Below are 16,433 nucleotides of genomic sequence, written 5' to 3'. Positions count from 1 at the left end.
TTGATAAACGTTAATGCGACTTTTGAATGTATGAAACACCGCGCATTGCCGCGTTCTCTATGGTGTTATAAATACAGGCAGGCAATGTACTTAAGTACGTACAAGCCCAAGTTGCTAGGGTGCGTTTTGGCTCTTCTTTCAAAATACGCCAGTTAGTTTTAAGTGCTTGGTGCATCAATTTAATCGCTTGAGTACTATTTCTTGACTGAATCGCACGGCGGCATAAATAGCGTAGCTGATAAGCTTTTGCCAGCGAAGCATATTGATTGAAGAACGCTTCATGGCCGATACGGTTTTGATCAACTGCATACTGCCAGCTTGTAAATTGCTTATGCAAGTTAGATGATAAGCCTGATGCATTGACGCGATAATAAGTCAGTGGCTGTGCAATACCTTCAAATTCAAAATCAGTATCTAGTGCCATTCTTAACCACATCTCGATGTCTTCAGACTGACGCAGTTCTTCATCAAAGTATTGTGTCCATGCACGCATACCATCTTGAAATGCGACTGCATCAAAAACCGCTTTTCTGATAACTGGCGCAGAGCCATTACCTACAGGGTTACGACAAAAAATTTGTTTTTTGGTGATGTCTGTTAAAGCGGGAAACTGGCCAATGCCAAGAGGTGCGCCGTCTTCATCTACAAATAGAGATGGGCAGTAGCTCACACCCACTTTAGGGTTGCTGTCTAAGTGTGCGACATGTAACTCTAATTTTTTTGCTGACCAGAAATCGTCGGCATCCAGTAGGGCAATATATTTGCCTTTCGCTGCTCGAATTCCAGTGTTTCTAGCACCTGATAGGCCGCGATTAAGCTGTTGAATGACTTGAATACGTGAGTCATCAAACTGTGCGACTTTAGCCAGAGTATCGTCACTACAGCCATCGTCAACACATAAAATTTCAAAGTCTTGATAAGTCTGCTTCAGTACCGAGCCGATGCTTTGCTCAATATATTTTCCTACATTGTACATTGGAATAACGACGCTAACTGTTGGATTGATTAAAGTATTCATAGCAAGCTCCTTAGGCGGCTTTGATGGCGCTGAATTTGACAAGAAGCACATTGATAGCAGGAAATACCAGCCACAAGATGCTGCTCAAAAGTAAAACTAGGGCAAATGTGTCTGGCTGCTGTGGTGCGATAGCCAATACACCGATGGTTGAGACAATAAGGCAGTATGCGCACTGTTGTGTTTCTACCTTAAATAGGCCTTTACTGCGTAGTATCGCACTGTAGGTGTCTGACCATACTGTGGTGATTGCAATAAGGCACAATAAACTGGTTGTTGTAAAACTTGCCTGCCAATCTGCTGAGAAAAGAAGAGGTACATAGACTGGGACCAGCACAGATTGGCATACAAAAATGGCAGATACCGCAGCGGTAACCCACATGATTTTTTGATTTAGGTTGCCCGTTTGTGCATTTTCTTGTTGCTGGCAAACATACGGGTAAAGCGCTGTGATGTAGGCTTGGCTGATTGACATGGCAAGTCCAATGCCCGCACTTTTAGCAAAGCTGTAAAGGCCAAACAGTTCAGGTGAAAGTAATCTTGCACCAATGAAAATATCCATGTTCATGCGCAGTGAGCGCAGACCTTCAGCAGCAGCGAGTTGCGTAGAAGAGCCAAGTAAATAAAAAAAGGTATCGCGCTTGAAGCCTATTTTATGAGGCAGAGTGTCCACCAGTGAAAAAGCACCAAGCCATAATAGTGCAAATGCCCATTTTGCGTAAACAATCGCTAATAAGCCTGCGTCAAAATAAAGTGCAACAGCGATCGTGGTATTTTCTAGAATAATGCAACAACTACTGATCATGCTAAACAGCGCCATGCGGTTATCGCGCTGTACTAAAAATGCTCGCGTGCTGACCATCGGAAATACTAAGTAGGTAAATGCCATCAATGCCACTAAGGTGGTGATGTCATGTTCTGGGAAAAGCCATTGAGTGGCATAGGCTGTCATGAGTTGTACTAAGCAAAGAGCAACGCACAGTAACCATTGTATACACAAGCCATTTGAAAGATAATCAGGTAAATCACTGTCTTTTGCACGAATGATTTGCGCGCCAGTACCTGAGCGCAACAGTAAACGAATGACTTCATGAATACTCAGTGCCAACATGGCTGCGCCATACTCGACAGGTACCAAAAATGCTGCCATTGCCATGATGCTCAGTAAGCGTGTCGCTTTAGCTACGACTTCTGCACCCACCAGCCAAGAGGTGTTACGCAGTAGGAGCTTCAGTGAATGTTTATTTGATTGCATCCGGTTTACTCGGTTTTAAGTGATACCTATATCAATCAATAATTACGCCAACTCTGATTATATTTTTAACTTTATGTTATAACTGGTTATTTTGTAATTTTTCGCTTTGTCAAATGACGCTGTACTCGCAATTTGCAATGCAGATATTTTTTAATTTGCAAAGTGCCTATTGCTGTTATGGCTCCCATTTTTGTATTTTGCGATACAAGGTTGATGGGCTAACTTCTAATAAACTGGCTGCTTTGACCACATTGTCTTCGCAAACCAGCAAGGCTTGCTCAATGGCAATACGCTCCACCTCCGAAAGCGGTACTATGTTGCTGGCATCGGGCGTTGCTGTGATGGCTGGCGAAGCCGAGCCATTAGCTGGTAGCGCTACGGGTGATAACTTGTCTTTGGGTTTGAACAGCTCTTCACTGGGTTTTAAATGCAGCTGCTGCATCAATGTCTCTTCACTTACCATAGGTCCGTCGGACATAACTACTGCACTGTGGATGAGGTTTTCTAGCTGTCTGACATTGCCAGGCCAGGTATAATTCAAAATGAGCTGTTCCGCGCGTTTTGAAAAGCCGACGAAAAGCTTGTTTTCCATTTCGCTAAACTTGTTGAGATAGAAGAGTGCAATTTGCAAAGGGTCTTCATCACGATCGGATAATGCAGGCATATCAATTGCGATGACATTGAGGCGATAAAATAGGTCTTCACGCAGGAGTTGTTGCTCAATGGCTTCAAGTGGGTTTCGGTTGGTGGCGCATACAAATCTTACGTCGACTTTTTCGACCTTGCCGCTACCGACACGTTGAAAAGTTCCCGTTTGAATAAAGCGAAGAATTTTAGCTTGAAGTGCCATATCCATTTCGCCAATTTCATCTAAAAACAGTGTGCCGCCATCAGCGAGAGTTGCTGCACCATCGCGGTTATTGGTTGCGCCAGAGAAAGCGCCTTTAATATGGCCAAAAATCTCAGACTCCATCAATTCAGATGGAATCGCGGCGCAGTTAATACAGACAAGCTCGTTATTGTGACGGGGGCTTAGGTTATGGATGGCCTCAGCGGCCAATTCTTTACCTGTTCCACTGGGACCGGTGATAAACACATTGGCACGGCTCGGTGCAGCCTTATCAATACACTTATAAACGACTTGCATTGCTAAGGAGCCACCAATAAAGCGCTGGAACTGTGACCTATGTTCACGTTTATAACGTTTCAGACTGGCACGCAGCATGTTGCGCTCAGCAATCAGCATTTTAGTTTGTAGCGCCTGCTCAATGGTGATCCTGAGATTGTCGTTATCCCATGGTTTTTGCATGTAGCCCCAAACTTTCCCTTGGTTTATCGCGTCAATAAGGGCTGCTTGCTCGGTAAAAGCCGTGAGCATAATACGAATCGTATCAGGGTACTGTTCGGCGATAATGGCGAGCAGCTCATTGCCTGTCATTTCAGGCATATTTTTATCAGTGACGACGACATCGATGGATTCATTCGCCAGGATTTCAAGTGCCGCAGGACCGCCTTCAGCTGTATGGATATGATATTGTTCGGAGCGTAATGCTCGGCTGAGGGAGCGCAAAATATGTGGCTCATCATCAACCAGTAAAATATTAAGTCCTGTTATTTTATCCATCTAAGCGCTCCTTTATTAATTTTTGTTCTCTATTAAGATATAGCAGTCTAACTCTCAGAGTTCCAAAGACTTTTGTCATAAAGTACTGAATATTTAATATTTATCATGATGTGATAAATGTGACCGCATCAAGCATAGACAAAGTTTCTTGCTAACGTATAAAGATCTGACAATTTTGTTGTGACAGGATGAGGAGCGGGTGAACAAAAGTGAATAAAGTGCGCTCCACATAAGCAGAGCACACTTTGGCTTGGAGAGCTTACTTAAATGTATGTACTATTGTCTCGTCTGAATCGAGCGGGAACAGCACTTGGTTTGTCTCCAGCATGCTATCTACGCGCACCAACATTGTTTTTGCTGTTTGGGGTAGCGTGAGGGTATGCTGTAGCTGGCCAGACGGGTTAAACCTCAAGGTGGCAACGAGCTCTTTATTACCCATGAGCTCGTCTTCAACGGACGGAACCTCGACATCGAATGAGTAAATTTTAATTGTTCTTCCTGCCAATGACTCACCAAACACATTTTCGCCACTGAACTCCATCGTTACTTCATCGCTGGTTCTAAATTTGAAATCAGGCATGACATAGAGATCTGTCGAGTCTGTCGCAGCAGACTCTTTAAGTTCCGACTGTGGCATAAAGTCTTCCATTGTCGCCGTTGGCTCTTGTACTGGCTCAGTTTGCTGCGGCTCACTCGTTACTGCGCTTGTTGTTGCAGCAGGTTGCGTCGTTGTTTGTGTCACCGTTGGGGCAGGTGAACTAGATTCTGAGCCGCCTCCTCCGCCTCCACATCCTGTCATCAGAGTAGCCAGTAGGGTGATGCTAAACATTGTGGTTAAGTTTGTTACTGTTTTCATGGTGCGCTCCTAATTACTCTGATTCTGGCATGTAGTAGTGGGTGTCTCTGTCACTGGTTTTGTACCAATCCTGTGCTTGTGCACCGCTTGATTCAACCCAGATTTCATAGTTAGGGTAAGCCCATAACACATCAATATATTCACGTGGATAGTTAAACTCTTCACTTACTGTCAGCGCCCAAGGCAAGTTGTCTGAAGTTCTGAAATAACGGTTGAGGTTTGGATCTGATGAGTCATCTACCTTACCAAAACGTGTCTGGTCAAATAAATCTGTTGGCGGATAATCTGCCATATGAACTTCAATGGTGCGATCTGCTGTTCTGAAGATAAAGAAGTCTAAGTCCGCAATGCTGAGTGAAGGCTGAGATGCTTCAAATGTCACATCGAGCGTAAATGGTATCGGTTCGAAGTAACTGCACTCTTTCACTGTGTTGAAGTGCGTACACTTGCCTGACTCGCCAGTTTGAGTAAATAACTGTGTATTACTCCAAAGTTGTAAAACGGCATTTGTTTGATACTCTTCAACACTTTTTTCAAACTCCTGACCATCTATTGTGACAGTGGCTTTCTCAATCAGCGCCGGTGTCGAATCTAATATGCGAAGCGCATAGCCATTTTCGTACGCAGCACCACGTGCCGTAATCCAACCATGTAAAATAAACCCGCTGACTTCGTTATTGGCGTCAAATGTTGTTTGAATGCGTTGTTTTACGACTAAGTCATTTAAATCATAGTCACCGCGCTGTGGCCAATTATCCTCATAAGCGAGTGTCGACACACCTGTTTGTGAAGGGAAATACTGGCTATGCGAGCGTCTGAAGTTATTCGGAAATTCATCTTGCTCATCGGGTATACCATCGGCGTCGCTGTCGTTGGCTTCAGGCATCACAACAAGGTTGCTGGATTGGATGGCGGTGCCAGGGCTACTTTGCACACTGAAAACAGCATCATTAAAGTCGTTGTCGCCCCAAGTACGCGGTAAGTCTTCGAAGCCAATAACGACTTCTTGCTCTTGCTCATCGTATAAAAGCACGCAATGCTGTCTTAAATCTTCAGTTGGTTCAGGGTTAAGTGACGAGATTGAGTAGTAGTAAGGGATCTGCCAATTTTTCACCCCAGTGTAATACCAAAAACCATTTGCTGCGACGAAAAAGCCGATACTAGTGCCCGCTGGGTGTGTGCCGATACTGACTCGGTGACCGTTGGTCAAATGTGGGTAGCTTAAGTTAGGAAATACGATAGTCTCTTGTATTTGATCTGCTGAAGTGGGCGGGTTTTCTGGATCAAAAGTGAAATAACCAAAAGAGTTCTTATATCCTGCGCCTTCATGGATAAAGGTAATAAAAACTTCCGCTTCTTCTACCAAGTGTATCGTAGAGCCGCTATCACCAGTTATAAAAGCTTCATTTACTTTTGCTTCGGGTAAAGCATTACTAATACGCTGGAAAAAATCACGACTGTATTCGTCGCGCGCATAAATCATATTGTCGGGCTTACCTGTATTTTGGTTATATCCACCTGGCCAAGCTTGGCCAGATTGGAATTGCCATACGTAGTTGCCATCGACTTGTTGTACAGCAACCGCGCTTGATGCCATGGTGCAAAGTGCAGCAGAGACGCACATCTTTGTGAAATAGCTCATAACGTGTAGACCTTGTTTTCGATTAAGTTGATAAGACAGGAGCAGCAACTGTGCCAGAAAATAAAGTTGTTTAATTACAGTTGTCTGTGTGTTTTTGGAGGGTTTTTAAGGGAATGGTTTTCGCAAATTAATACGCATATTTTTTAGATTTCTTAAAATGAAAAAATATTTCTTGTGCAAACTTATGCTGTGTTTGCTTTATTTACAAAAGACACAAAGTCATATTAAGGAGCGGTCAATGACAAAGAGTAAAAATGAGACTCTGGTATTTAGCGTGGCTTTAAATGGTTACCAATGGCGTTATAGCCACTGTATAAAAAGTCAAAAGCGATATGCAAAAAAAATGGGGTATGACTATGTGGTTATCACTCGACCTCTATTTACTTCGTTAGGGGTGGAATGCTGCTGGCTTAAGCTTTTACTATTAAAAGCAGCGTTGCAAGCGGGCTACATTAATGTGTTGTTTGTGGATGCTGACGCATTCATACAAGACGATTGCCCACAGATTAAATCGTTACTTGTCGCTGAGAAGTTCATTTATATGGCCCATGGTTTTAGTGGTGAAATCAATTCGGGTGTGATGTTAGTGCACAATACACCTGCTGCAATAACGTGGTTTGAACAAGTGCTTGGCGCGATTGAAACCCCGGTGGCCGAGTCGAAAGGAATTGGTTGGGGGGAGAATGGACATGTCGCGCATTTTGCTAAAAGCACCGAAGGATTTCAGTTGATTTCGGATAAATGGAATAACACACACTCTAAAGACATGGCGGATTATATTCGTCACTTTAATTATGGCCCTTTGAAAAATAGCTTTTTTGATAAAATGGTCCATAAAATCATTTTTAAAGTGAGTAAGCTGTTGCTTAAGTGCGACCTGAATGATGCCCAGCAACAAGGTAAAAAGCTCATTGTTGTGAACAGTAAACTGCCAGCGCTCTTTAACAGAGTTCGTCGTATTTATCCGCAATTTGGTAAGTAGTAGGGAAGTATAACGAATCGTTGCTCTCATATTTTTTAAATTAAAAAACACTTCTCGTTGTGCTTTGCAAATTAAGAAATCCTATTCACGAAAAAATTGTAAATTGTAATTAAGTTTATAAAATTCAACCTCTTAATTTTTTTATTTCATTTGGCACAGTCCTCGCAACTACCTCTACAACAAAGATTATGGAGGTGGTGTCATGGCTGCTCAAACTCACAAACAGAATATTGCATCTACAGAAAAAACATGTGCAACACGTAATGTAGTTAGATTTACGTTTGCAGTCGTTTTGATGGTTACTCTGCTTCCTTTATTCATCTTAAACATTCTGCTTAGCCTGCTAGTTTTGAAAGCACCAATCAAAGGTGAAAACTGGATTGATGTCGGTGGTGACGTGGTTGAGCTTTACAGCTGGCAAGTAGGCCCATTCAAGTCAAGCGCAAACATAATTAACGTTGTAATGGGTCAAGTTCACTTTGTTGGCACACCCATCATTCGCGGCACAACGTCAATTCCCAACGTAAAGCGGTTCAAATCACCGTGCGAAAAAGCGGGTTTATATGATTGCTTACAGTTACACCGCGCTACAGGTTTAGTTGTAAATGATGAGCTAACACTGCTGGAAGCACAGGCGAAGCAAAACTGTATTCAAGACGCAATGATGGTTTTTAAGTTAGTTGTATGTAAGGCGCTGTATAAGAAAGGTGGCAGTACACAAGGTGATAGCGTGATGTTTGGCATACCGTTCGCAAATACCAAAATGCACGATGCGATTAATTGGGTATGTCAAGGTGAACAAGTGCAGATAAATTGCCGCGTCGGTTACTTTCTTAATGTAAATTCAATTAATTTAGCTGCTAGCAATAAAGGGTTACACAACACGCTATGTGGCAGCGATAAGAACTTTGTTGACGGTTCTGGCATGCGTATAGCGGCACAGCATTCAGGTATTGATTTAGCAGACAATGTTAATGGGACTGACATGCTGCCACTGCTGTGTGAGCAGGCTGTACAAACAGAGCAATCATTATTTTTGCTAGGCGCAAAAGAAGGCGTTGCGAAAAAAGCGGGTGAGGCACTTAAAGCTAAATACACAGGTTTAGATATTTGTGGCACGCATCACGGTTACTTTAACAGCGACGACGACATCATCGACCAAATTAATCAAAGCGGAGCGACCATTTTGCTGGTGGCTCTAGGTTCACCTCGCCAAGAACTATGGCTTGCTAAAAACAAACATCGTTTAAATTGCCAGTGTGCATTGGCCGTAGGTGGCTTATTTGACTTCTTTTCTGGGGCAATTCCAAGAGCACCGCTTTGGATGCGCGAAATGGGATTAGAGTGGGTATGGCGTTTAATGCAAGAGCCAAAAACCAAGTTTAATCGCTATGTCATTGGCAACCCAGTGTTCTTATTCAGAGTTTTCATTTTAAAACAATCTATCAGAGGGCTTTAATCATGGATATCACAACTAAAATTGCGACAAACGTGACAGCTACATCAACTCAAACAGCAAAAAAAGTAACAAAACACCATATTGACGGTGTTCACCACGGCATTCCAGTGTGGTTTCAAAGAGCGGTTGCAGCGCTGGGGTTATTAGCTATTAGCCCTCTATTAATACTATTGATGTTAGCGATTAAGCTAGAAAGCAAAGGGCCAGTGGTATTTCGTCAAACTAGAGTAGGTAAATTTGGTCGTCGATTCACTATGTACAAGTTCCGTTCAATGTATATGCAGGACGATCCACGTTTCCAAGCGCCTGACCAGAAAGACAGTTCTAGAGAGGGGGTATGTCAAAAGTATATCCATGACCCTCGCATCACTTGTATTGGTCGTTTCATTCGTAAATATTCGATTGATGAGTTACCACAGTTATTGAACGTAGTAAGAGGCGACATGATGTTAATCGGCCCAAGACCAGCACTTGAGATGGAAGTTGCGCAGTACAAACCAGCACAACTGTCACGTTTAAATTCAGAGCAAGGTTTAACAGGCCTTTGGCAAGTAACAGGCCGTGCTGATACGACGTTTGAGCAGCAAGTGCAATTGGACGAGCAATATATTGTTGAGCAGAGCATCATGAGCGACGTTAAGATTTTACTAAAAACCGTACCATGTGTAGTAGGTGCAAAAGGTGCATACTAAATTCCAATCCCTTCACTTTATCCAGCCAGTAACTTATTTACTGGCTTTTTTATTTTAAAAATCCCCGCATTTTGCATTTTCGTTCTGCAAATTCTCATAGTAAAAATATCTATCATTTATTTTTTTTGTTATTTAAGTGTTTGATATGTATGTGTTTAAAATTATTTTTTGTTTTGGCACAGCCCCTGCAATATCTAGGTATAGACACAGAGTTGAGGACTACACATGCAAAGCAAACACGACATATATGTTGTTGGTTACTACGGCATGCGCAACAGCGGAGACGATGCGCTGATGTTAGCAAGTATAGAAGGTGCAAAAAGCACATTCGGTAGTAACAACATCGCTGTTAATGCCAGCAATCAATATGGCTTAGTGAGACAGCTAGAGGTACAAGGTCAAGCACCGATGTTGTTTAGAGGCCACCAAAGAGTAACGCATTACAAACGTGCATTTAATGCAAAGAAAATTGTTTTTGGTGGTGGTTCTGTATTGCACTCAAGCAGAGACATTGCACAAAAGTGTCATATGATTTCTTTGTGTGGCAAGCAGTCTAGCTATGCCGTTGGGGTTGGAATTGAGGATTTCAAAACAACAGCAGATGAAAAGCAGTGTGCGAAGTTTTTAAACAAATGTCACTTCACTGGTGTAAGAGATGCGAAAAGTTTTGAAATTGCCAAAGCGATTGCACCGAATGCCAATATAGCGCAGACATTTGACTTGGCACCTTCACTGTTACATTACTTCGGCAATTCTATTCAAGCAATTGAGCGCAGAGGTGTCGCGTTTAATTTCTGTCAGCAAGCGATTAACGCTTTTGGTGAAGCAGATCAGTTAAGTGAACGTGCAAGAATCAGTAAAGCGGTGAAGTTGATGACTGCTATTTGGGAAATGACACGTGAAGACATTTACCTTGTAGATTTTAACGACCACAGCACATTAGGTGATAACAATGTGCATGAGCAAATTCTTCGTAAAATGCCAAGTTATGTACCAGTTAAGCGCATTCGGTACACGGTAAACCCGCTGCGCTTACTACAAAGCATGGCAATGTTTAAAGCAGTGATTGGCATGAGGCTGCATGCAGCAGTATATGCCTATATGGTGAATACGCCATTTATCAACTTGCAGTACCACAGCAAATGTAAGCAATGGTCAAAGCAGATAGGCATGGCAGATATGTATCAATTTGATGCCAATGACTATGACCCACTAGAGGTTATCAATATTACAAATCAGGTTGTATCGGGTCACTGTGTAGCACCAACACTACCAGTAGAGCAAGCGGTCGCATTATCAATGAATAATTGGAGCAATGAATATGAACAGCATCAAATTCTCAGTTGTTATCCCTCTGTACAATAAGCGTGATTGTATTGAGCGTGCAATTAACAGTGTGGTTGCTCAAAGCTATGAAGCGGATGAAATCATTATCATTGATGATGGCTCTACAGACGACAGTGCTGATATTGTCAGTGCTTTAAATATCAGTAGCGTAAAATTAGTGAAGCAGGCAAACCAAGGTGTGTCAGAAGCGCGTAATGCAGGTGCTAATATTGCCAAGAATGAGTTTATTGCTTTTTTAGATGCTGATGATACATGGTCACCATTTTTCTTAAATCGCGTTGCTGATTTAATTAATCAATACCCAAACACGGGCTTATATGCAACGCGTTACCAGAAAGTATATGGTGAGAATGATTATAAAGACGCAAAAATTGCGTTGACTCAATGGGATGCTAACGGCTATGAAATGGATAATTATTTCGCGGTCGCTGCAAGTGGTGACTTACCATTTACCATGTCGAGCATTGTGGTGAGAAAGTCGACTTTTGACGAATTAGGTGGCTTCCCGCGCGGTGAGTGGATGGGAGAGGATCAGAGCTTTTATGTTAACTTTGCTCTGTACTCACGCATTGCCTACTCGCCGTTAATTGAAAGCTTTTACTTTCAAGGCACTCAAAACAGTGCATGTGACAAGGCACCGCCAAAAGAGTTATGTCCATTTGCTGAGCGTTTGCTTGATGATGTGAAAGCGGGGCGTATTGCACCAAAATTAGAGCAGATGGTATTAAAGTACGTCGGCGCACATATTTGCGACTTGGCTAAACGCCATATTAAACATGGCTCTTATGATTATGCCGCACAGTTACTGTCAAACCCAGTATCTCGGACTAAGCCAGTTCATTGGAGTTTTTATAAGTTAGTTTCTACGCCAATGTCGATTTTCTCTAAAGCAGCATAGACTGTGGCAAGGTGTTTAATATTGAGCGAGTAAAGTACTTCGGTACTTTATTCGCTAAAAGCGTGTTGTTCTAAAGATTGGGTCTCTTCTGTCACAAGTAAATATGAGCTTTGACTATACCAATCTCCTAGCACTGTTCTAGTGAACTTATCTCTATGTACTTTTGGCCTATGTGTATGACCGTGGATCATGTGCTGTACATTGTACTTTTCAAACATCTCAGCGACTGCGCTGTCTGTCACATCCAAAATACTGGGCGCTTTGCCTTGTTGATTAAGCTTACTTTTTGCTCTGGCATTTTTGGCCACTCTGCGTCTGTACCAAAGTGGCATCGCGAGCATTAATCTTGGCCACCACCAGCCTCGACTTTTCTTGCGAAACTTTTGATACTCGATATCTTGAGTGCACATTTCATCACCGTGCAAAATCAGTGTAGGTGTACCGTATAAGTCGATCACAGCTTGCTCAGGTAATAAAGTCATGCCACATAACTTGGCATAGTGTTCACCGATTAAAAAATCACGGTTACCGTGAATAAAGTACACGTTTGTGCCTGCAAGGCTGATGGCCTTGAGTCGCTTGGCTACCTCAATTGCAAGTGGGTCGCCTTCATCATCGCCAATCCAAACTTCAAAAAAATCACCCAGTATGTATAAAGCATCAACACTGTCATTTATATAAGCATCTAAAAAATTATAAAAAGCGTCGGTAATATCAGGTCTGTGTTCGGTTAAATGAAGGTCAGAAATAAAGTAGGTCTTGCGCATGATGTCTCTTGTATAAATAAGAGCGCCGTAGCGCTCATATTTTTAGTCAGTGTTACTCAGTGATTGTTGCACTTTCGATGATCACATCGTCAAGTGGTACATCCTGATGGAAGCCAGATGAGCCTGTTGCAACACCTTTGATCTTGTTCACAACGTCCATGCCTTCAACAACTTCAGCAAATACGCAATAACCCCAACCTTGAGAAGTTTCGCTTGAGAAGTTTAAGAAGTCATTGTCATTCACGTTAATGAAAAACTGAGCTGTCGCAGAGTGAGGATCTGGCGTACGTGCCATAGCAAGTGTACCAACCTTATTAGCAAGACCATTGTTTGCTTCATTTTGGATAGGCGCGTCAACTTCTTTTTGACTCATGCCAGGCTCAAAACCACCGCCTTGGATCATAAAACCATCGATCACACGGTGAAAGATAGTGCCGTTGTAAAAGCCGCTTTCAACATATTTTTTGAAGTTTGCAACTGTAATAGGTGCTTCTTTTTCAAATAGTGCGATTTTGATTTCGCCGAAGTTTGTTTGTAAAACAACCATAATGGGTCCTTGAATTACAATGATAAGATTAAAACGCTATTTTATAGTACAACTGCTGAACTACAAAGTGTTGAAATAAGTTTGACAGTTTTGCTGTATAAATTTTGTTACCTAGATAGGGTAAAATTCGCCTTTTTACAGTGGTGGCGAGCTATTTCAAGTGATATGATGCAAAGGTTTCAAACTTGAACTTAGGAAAATCACTACATGTTGCAGATATACGACACACTGACACGTCAAAAGTCACAATTTAAACCGCTTGTTGAAGGCAAGGTCGGCATGTATGTGTGTGGTATTACAATCTATGATTTCTGTCATGTAGGACATGCACGCACATATGTCTCTTTCGATGTGATCAATCGATACTTTCGCTATCTAGGTTACGACGTCACGTATGTTCGAAACATCACCGATGTAGACGATAAAATTATTAAACGTGCAGCAGAAAATAAAGAAGAGATCAACGATCTGACTGTGCGCATGACTAAAGCAATGCACGATGACTTTGAAGCATTGAATATCTTACCTGCTGACATTGAGCCAACAGTAACGGGTCATATGGATGAAATCATCGAAATGATCGAGCGTTTAATTGCTAAAAAGCATGCTTATGTTGGAAAAAGCGGCGACGTACTATTTGATGTTTCAACGTTCAAAGATTACGGTCAGCTATCTCAGCAAGACCTAGATATGCTTCAAGCCGGTGCGCGTGTTGAAGTGGCTGAAGGCAAAGATGATCCACTTGATTTTGTACTTTGGAAAAAAGCCAAGCCGGGCGAGCCATCTTGGACATCTCCTTGGGGCGAAGGTCGACCTGGTTGGCATATTGAATGTAGTGCAATGAGCTCTAAGCACTTAGGCGATTTATTTGATATTCATGGTGGCGGTTCAGATCTACAGTTCCCACACCATGAAAATGAAATTGCTCAATCTTGCTGTGCGAATAATGGCTGCTACGTGAATACCTGGATCCACACGGGCATGGTGCAGGTCAACAAAGAGAAAATGTCTAAATCTTTGGGTAATTTCTTTACTGTGCGTGAAGTATTAAAAGCCTATGACCGCGAGACGGTACGTTATTTCCTCATCAATGGTCACTATCGTAGTCAGTTAAACTACTCACAAGAAAACTTAGACCAAGCTCGCTCATCGTTGGAGCGTATCTATACGGCTTTACGTGGTGTAGAGCTGGTGGAAGTTGAGCTAAAGGGCAATGCTTACGCAGAACGTTTTGAAGCTGCAATGAATGATGACTTCAATACGCCAGAAGCTTTACCTGTTATTTTTGAACTGGCTAAAGAAGTAAACTTATTGAAAGACACTGACGTAAAAGCCGCAGGTGAGCACGCATATATTTTGGTGAAATTAGCTGAAGTATTAGGTATTGCTCAACAGTCGCCGGAGAGTTTCTTACAAGGTGAGCAAGATGAAGATGAAGTGGCGAAAATTGAAGCCTTGATCGAGCAGCGTAACACAGCACGTGCCAATAAAGATTGGGCTGCTGCTGATGAAGCGAGAGATGCATTAACTGCGCTGGGTGTTGTACTTGAAGACAGTGCTGGAAAAACGACTTGGCGCAAAGCGTAAGCACATCTTAATGAACACTTTAAAAGGAGCACTGAGTGCTCCTTTTTTGTTTGTAGCAATATGGCCAAGACGGCTGAAGTGATATGTTTCGTGAAGCTGTTCTATCCTGTTTGAGTACGATAACCATCAGTACTATTTGGTGTTTGAGTATGAGATTGCGCCATGTTTTAGTTACTTAAGCGCTTTCCTTTATATTAAATTTCATCGCTGTTCCTTAGTTAAGTTTTACTTCGTACCTAATCAATTCTAATTTTGTTACCAGAATGAGTTAATTGCTATATTTACTCAGAAATATTTTCTTGGTTTTTTCTTGAACAGTGGTATTTTGAAATACGGTGTTCTGGATGGAAGAGTGTGATGAAGGAAAAAATAATTGCTTTAACTTTTTTGGCCGCTACAGGTCATTGTAACGCAAAACCTAATAAACAGGTTGAACACTTAAATTCTTATGCTGTTTTACCAGCAGGCCATAATTTACCATTTTCAGAGGCTGTACGGGTAAATGATATGGTGTACTTATCCGGTCAAATTGGCATTCAACCCGGCACAACACAGCTGGTGAAGGGGGGGATTACAGGTGAAAGTAAGCAAACCATGGAAAATATTCAAGCAAGCTTGGAAGCACATGGATTATCGATGCAGAATATTGTGAAGTGTACGATTATGCTTGCTGATATAAATGAGTGGCCTAAATTCAATGCGGTATATACTAAGTACTTTTCAAAGCCCTATCCTGCGAGAAGTGCTTTTGCAACCAACGGTTTAGCATTAGGAGCTCGGGTTGAAGTAGAGTGTATGGCGGCAATATCGAGGTAATTACGGCAAGTATTAAATGTTCAGCTTGTTTCTCATTTAGTTTATCTGTTTAACGCTTTGTTAATCTCAGAGTGCATGCTATTTTTGCGTCTTGAGCAATAAATAAGGAGTTGAAGATAATGAAATTTGCTGTTGGTATTAGTGTGTTAGTACTGCTTTTAAATGGGTGCAAGGTTAATGAAGGGGAATCATTTGATAGGGATGCAACCCCTGAAGAACGTACAGAATACCAAGGTGTTGAAGGTGTTGTGCAGTCACAAAAAGATAAAGTATACCTCATGGATAAAGCGCTAACAGACAAGTGTAAAAATGCCAAAGTCGATCATGCTGTTGCTATTACAAATAACGATATAAAAGCACAAGAAGAGCAATTAAAAATTATTAAGTCTACGTGTAGATAAGTCAGGCCTTAGGCGCTAAATGTGATAGGCCAAGGTGTTTACTACCCCCAACTTGGCGCGTTGCTTGCTTTACTCTTGTGGCAGAGGAGCGTATTTGCCATAGTTTAAGGAGAAGATAATGTTATTACACAAAAGCGCCTTAATGCCCATTACCGAATTTGCGCCAACAAAAGGTTCCAAATCAAAAGAGAGCGAGTCACAGGCGTTTGCTAAAGAAATGCGCCACAGTGCAGACTCGGAGTTATCTCAGTCATTCAAGCAAAAAGATCTTTCAGTTTCTCGTTTAAATAACAGCTTCTTAGCAAAGGCCCGCCAATCAATGATGTTTAATCGACTTGGTGTGAATGAAGCAAAGGTCAAAGAAATAGAATCAAAAATGCAAGAATTACTGGCTAGACTAGAGTCTGGTGAAATTGATCAAAAAGAATTTGAAAAGCAAATGTCCGCTTTGCAAGAGATGTTAGCGAAAGAGTATAGACGAGGAGGGGATGAAGAAGATGAAGGAGTGAAAGTGGAGCACCCTTAAAATTGAGTGCTCCAATACA

At 42.0% G+C, this 16,433-nt stretch carries 16 protein-coding genes; 9 read left to right on the top strand and 7 right to left on the bottom strand.

What is annotated here, in order from left to right:
• Positions 1–10 precede the first annotated feature (10 nt).
• The 5 genes from S4054249_RS17035 to S4054249_RS17015 all read right to left on the bottom strand — a co-directional run bounded on the left by S4054249_RS17035 (position 11) and on the right by S4054249_RS17015 (position 6,392).
• Positions 11–1,018 (bottom strand): glycosyltransferase family 2 protein, encoded by a 1,008-nt coding sequence (locus S4054249_RS17035; protein WP_046357915.1) that lies wholly within the window; start codon positions 1,016–1,018, stop codon positions 11–13.
• 10 nt (positions 1,019–1,028) lie between these two features.
• Positions 1,029–2,270 (bottom strand): oligosaccharide flippase family protein, encoded by a 1,242-nt coding sequence (locus tag S4054249_RS17030; RefSeq protein ID WP_046357916.1) that lies wholly within the window; start codon positions 2,268–2,270, stop codon positions 1,029–1,031.
• 175 nt (positions 2,271–2,445) lie between these two features.
• On the bottom strand, positions 2,446–3,894 hold the full coding sequence (locus tag S4054249_RS17025) for a sigma-54-dependent transcriptional regulator (RefSeq protein WP_063881440.1): 1,449 nt from the start codon (positions 3,892–3,894) through the stop codon (positions 2,446–2,448).
• A 259-nt stretch (positions 3,895–4,153) separates the two neighbouring features.
• A complete protein-coding gene (locus tag S4054249_RS17020; protein ID WP_046356576.1) occupies positions 4,154–4,750 on the bottom strand; it encodes a hypothetical protein in 597 nt (198 codons plus the stop codon).
• Between the two features lie 13 nt (positions 4,751–4,763).
• On the bottom strand, positions 4,764–6,392 hold the full coding sequence (locus tag S4054249_RS17015) for an LruC domain-containing protein (protein ID WP_046356575.1): 1,629 nt from the start codon (positions 6,390–6,392) through the stop codon (positions 4,764–4,766).
• Between the two features lie 238 nt (positions 6,393–6,630).
• Here S4054249_RS17015 and S4054249_RS17010 point away from each other — a divergent pair, with 238 nt between their 5' ends.
• The 5 genes from S4054249_RS17010 (at position 6,631) to S4054249_RS16990 (ending at position 11,770) form a co-directional block, all read left to right on the top strand.
• Positions 6,631–7,374: a hypothetical protein gene (locus tag S4054249_RS17010; RefSeq protein WP_046356574.1), complete on the top strand. Its 744-nt coding sequence runs from the start codon at positions 6,631–6,633 to the stop codon at positions 7,372–7,374.
• A 202-nt stretch (positions 7,375–7,576) separates the two neighbouring features.
• Entirely contained in the window at positions 7,577–8,833 is a 1,257-nt protein-coding gene (locus S4054249_RS17005; RefSeq protein ID WP_052960994.1) for a WecB/TagA/CpsF family glycosyltransferase, read from the top strand.
• A 2-nt stretch (positions 8,834–8,835) separates the two neighbouring features.
• Entirely contained in the window at positions 8,836–9,525 is a 690-nt protein-coding gene (locus tag S4054249_RS17000) for a sugar transferase (protein ID WP_052960993.1), read from the top strand.
• 225 nt (positions 9,526–9,750) lie between these two features.
• Positions 9,751–10,890 (top strand): polysaccharide pyruvyl transferase family protein, encoded by a 1,140-nt coding sequence (locus S4054249_RS16995; RefSeq protein WP_046356573.1) that lies wholly within the window; start codon positions 9,751–9,753, stop codon positions 10,888–10,890.
• On the top strand, positions 10,847–11,770 hold the full coding sequence (locus S4054249_RS16990; RefSeq protein ID WP_046356572.1) for a glycosyltransferase family 2 protein: 924 nt from the start codon (positions 10,847–10,849) through the stop codon (positions 11,768–11,770). The genes S4054249_RS16995 and S4054249_RS16990 overlap by 44 nt, the downstream gene beginning before the upstream one ends.
• 47 nt (positions 11,771–11,817) lie before the next feature.
• On the opposite strand, the gene S4054249_RS16985 is transcribed toward S4054249_RS16990, so the two are convergent.
• Positions 11,818–12,537 (bottom strand): UDP-2,3-diacylglucosamine diphosphatase, encoded by a 720-nt coding sequence (locus S4054249_RS16985; RefSeq protein WP_046356571.1) that lies wholly within the window; start codon positions 12,535–12,537, stop codon positions 11,818–11,820.
• Positions 12,538–12,589: 52 nt separating this feature from the next.
• Positions 12,590–13,084, bottom strand: coding sequence for a peptidylprolyl isomerase (locus S4054249_RS16980; protein ID WP_046356570.1), 495 nt, complete (start codon positions 13,082–13,084; stop codon positions 12,590–12,592).
• A gap of 207 nt (positions 13,085–13,291) precedes the next feature.
• Between S4054249_RS16980 and cysS the strand changes: the two genes are divergently transcribed.
• The 4 genes from cysS to S4054249_RS16960 all read left to right on the top strand — a co-directional run bounded on the left by cysS (position 13,292) and on the right by S4054249_RS16960 (position 16,414).
• Entirely contained in the window at positions 13,292–14,671 is a 1,380-nt protein-coding gene (gene cysS, locus S4054249_RS16975; protein WP_046356569.1) for a cysteine--tRNA ligase, read from the top strand.
• Between the two features lie 357 nt (positions 14,672–15,028).
• Positions 15,029–15,487 (top strand): RidA family protein, encoded by a 459-nt coding sequence (locus tag S4054249_RS16970; protein ID WP_046356568.1) that lies wholly within the window; start codon positions 15,029–15,031, stop codon positions 15,485–15,487.
• Between the two features lie 119 nt (positions 15,488–15,606).
• Positions 15,607–15,888, top strand: a complete 282-nt coding sequence (locus tag S4054249_RS16965; RefSeq protein ID WP_046356567.1) for a hypothetical protein — start codon at positions 15,607–15,609, stop codon at positions 15,886–15,888.
• A 118-nt stretch (positions 15,889–16,006) separates the two neighbouring features.
• A complete protein-coding gene (locus S4054249_RS16960; RefSeq protein ID WP_046356566.1) occupies positions 16,007–16,414 on the top strand; it encodes a hypothetical protein in 408 nt (135 codons plus the stop codon).
• The last annotated feature ends 19 nt before the right edge of the window (positions 16,415–16,433 follow it).

The sequence above is a fragment of the Pseudoalteromonas luteoviolacea genome (assembly GCF_001750165.1).
In the GTDB taxonomy this organism is placed as follows: Bacteria; Pseudomonadota; Gammaproteobacteria; order Enterobacterales; family Alteromonadaceae; genus Pseudoalteromonas; species Pseudoalteromonas luteoviolacea_G.
This window is presented reverse-complemented; position numbering and strand designations above follow the sequence as displayed.